At 65.3% G+C, this 2,509-nt stretch carries 3 protein-coding genes; all 3 read left to right on the forward strand.

Annotation, left to right across the window (positions count from 1 at the left end; translation table 11 throughout):
- The coding region (locus AC1D00_RS36340) for an ACT domain-containing protein (RefSeq protein ID WP_477013987.1) at nucleotides 1–304 on the forward strand (304 nt) is incomplete at its 5' end.
- A gap of 283 nt (nucleotides 305–587) precedes the next feature.
- A complete protein-coding gene (locus tag AC1D00_RS36345) occupies nucleotides 588–1,760 on the forward strand; it encodes a thiolase family protein (protein ID WP_135176577.1) in 1,173 nt (390 codons plus the stop codon).
- Nucleotides 1,761–2,085: 325 nt separating this feature from the next.
- Nucleotides 2,086–2,307 carry a hypothetical protein gene (locus tag AC1D00_RS36350; RefSeq protein WP_477013988.1) on the forward strand — a complete coding sequence of 74 codons (222 nt, stop codon included), beginning with the start codon at nucleotides 2,086–2,088 and terminating at the stop codon, nucleotides 2,305–2,307.
- The last annotated feature ends 202 nt before the right edge of the window (nucleotides 2,308–2,509 follow it).

A 2,509-nucleotide genomic window follows, 5' to 3' on the forward strand; every position in this document is an offset into this window, starting at 1 on the left:
CTCCGGCACCGTGTACCATGACGGCAAGCCGCGATTGGTTGACRTCAAGGGCATCCGCGTCGACGCCGAGTTCGGCAAGTCGATGATCTACGTGACCAACGAGGACAAGCCCGGCTTCATCGGCGCGTTCGCGAGCCTGCTCGGCGACGCCAAGCTCAACATCGCGACCTTCCATCTCGGCCGCGTCAAGCAGGGCGGCGACGCCATCGCGCTGGTCGAGGTCGACGGCGCGGTGCCGGCCGACGTGCTCGCCAAGGTGCTGGCCCTGCCGCAGGTCAAGCAGGCCAAGGCGCTGACGTTTTAATCGCGCTCTCGCCACTTGCCGTCATGGCCGGGCTTGACCCGGCCATCCACGCCTTGCCGCTCGGCACGAAGAACGTGGATGCCCAGGACAMGCCCGGGCATGACGCGTGGATAGAGCGGGGCGCGCGCCCCCGGAATGACGCGTATCATATATTCCGACCCGCGGAACAACGCCGCCTCCCTCACCGGAGGCGGCGTTTTTATTTCTCCCGCAGCCTGCCGACTTTGTGTACCAATGGCGACCAGGACGCTCCGTTCAAAATCGTTCGACAAGGGAGAAAACAATGCGTGAAGCCGTCATCGTTTCCTATGCGCGCACGGGCCTCGCGAAATCCGGCCGCGGCGGGTTCAACATCACGCCGCCGATGTCGCTCGCGGCCCATGCCATCCATCACGCGGTCGATCGCGCCGGCGTCGAGAAGGACTATGTCGAGGACTGCTACCTCGGCAATTGCGCCCACGGCGCGCCGAACATCGGCCGCCAGGCCGCGCTGCTCGCCGGCCTGCCGAAGACCACCGCCGGCGTCTCGGTCAACCGCTTCTGCTCCTCCGGGCTGCAGACCATCGCGATGGCCGCCAACTCGATCCGCTCCGACGGCGCCGACTGCATCGTCGCCGGCGGCGTCGAGAGCATCTCGATGCCGGGCGGCGGCACGCCGAAGGAATCGATCGATCCGGAGCTGCTCAAGGTCGCGCCCGACATCTTCATGGCGATGATCGACACCGCCGACATCGTCGCCGAGCGCTACAAGCTCAGCCGCGAATACCAGGACGAGTTCTCGCTGGAATCGCAGCGCCGCATGGCCGCGGCCCAGCAGGCGAACAAGTTCAAGGACGAGATCGTCCCGATGAAGTCGAAGATGAAGGTCGTCGACAAGCAGACCAAGGCCGAGAGCATCGTCGACTACGTCGTCGACCGCGACGAGTGCAACCGGCCCGAGACCACGATGGAAGGCCTTGCCAAGCTCGAGCCCGTGAAGGGGCCCGGCAAGTTCGTCACCGCCGGCAATGCCAGCCAGCTCTCGGACGGCGCCGCCGCCGTGGTGCTGATGGAAGCCAAGGACGCCGAGAAGCGCGGCCTCAAGCCGCTCGGCCGCTTCGTCGCCTGGGCGACCGCCGGCTGCGAGCCCGACGAGATGGGCATCGGACCGGTGTTCGCGATTCCGAAGCTGCTCAAGCGCACCGGCCTCAAGATCGACGACATCGATCTGTGGGAGCTCAACGAGGCCTTCGCCAGCCAGTGCCTGTATTGCCGCGACCAGCTCGGCATCGATCCCGCCAAGTACAACGTCAACGGCGGCTCGATCGCGATCGGCCATCCCTTCGGCATGACCGGCGCACGTCTCACCGGCCACCTGCTCCAGGAAGGCGCGCGCCGCAAGGCGAAGTGGGGCGTGGTGACGATGTGCATCGGCGGCGGCCAGGGCGGCGCCGGCCTGTTCGAGATCTACAGCTGAGACGAAGCGAGATGAATGCGAAAGGGCACGGCGCGCGCCGTGCCCTTTTTGTTTAGGTTCGCGCCCCAGGCTTATTCGCGCGCCTAAAGGAAATCTTTGGCTCGCAAAGCGTTGAGCGCGACGGGGCAGATGGAGGAGAACGCTCATGCGCTCAACAATGGCAGCAATCCTTATGACGGTCCCGCTCATAGCGGCGCCGGCGATGGCGCAGCAGGCGGCGCCGAACCAGAACTTGCAGAGTGAGGCCGACAAGGGCATTAAGACGCAGAACTCGGGCGCCTCGGGTTATGTCGGCGAGCAGGACAAGCCCGGCTCGGCCGCGAACATGCCGGGAGATCGCGCCAACAACGCCAGTGGCGCTGCCACCTCGCCCAGCGCGCAGAATTCAGGGGCGGGCATCGCGGGAGCCCCGGGCAACAAGAACGGCCCGCCCGCGCATACCGGAACCGTCGGCTCGAGCTCGCAAAACATGTCGGTGCAGGAGCAGGATCCCTCGAACGTCAAGGGCCTGCCCGGCAACAAGAGCGGCCCGCCAGCCAAGCGCTAGCTGAGTCCGGCAACGGTCCTCTGCACGCTAACAATCGTCGCGCGAGCGGCATCGCTCGCGCAGGCGTTAAGCGTCCTGCTTTTTTCGTTGCGGAACCAGTGCGACGAAACTATATAGACGCCGTCGGAAAAGGCAGATTTGGTCTGGTAAGCCCAAATCCTTTCGGTAACGAAAGCTCTGGTCTTTGGCCTTGTGCACGAGA

Source organism: Bradyrhizobium sp. P2_E8, assembly GCF_056403875.1.

What these genes read in the sequence shown, in the direction of transcription:
- AC1D00_RS36345 (WP_135176577.1), top strand. Translation starts at nt 588, where the DNA reads ATGCGTGAAGCCGTCATCGTTTCCTATGCGCGCACGGGCCTCGCGAAA.
- AC1D00_RS36350 (WP_477013988.1), top strand. Translation starts at nt 2,086, where the DNA reads ATGCCGGGAGATCGCGCCAACAACGCCAGTGGCGCTGCCACCTCGCCC.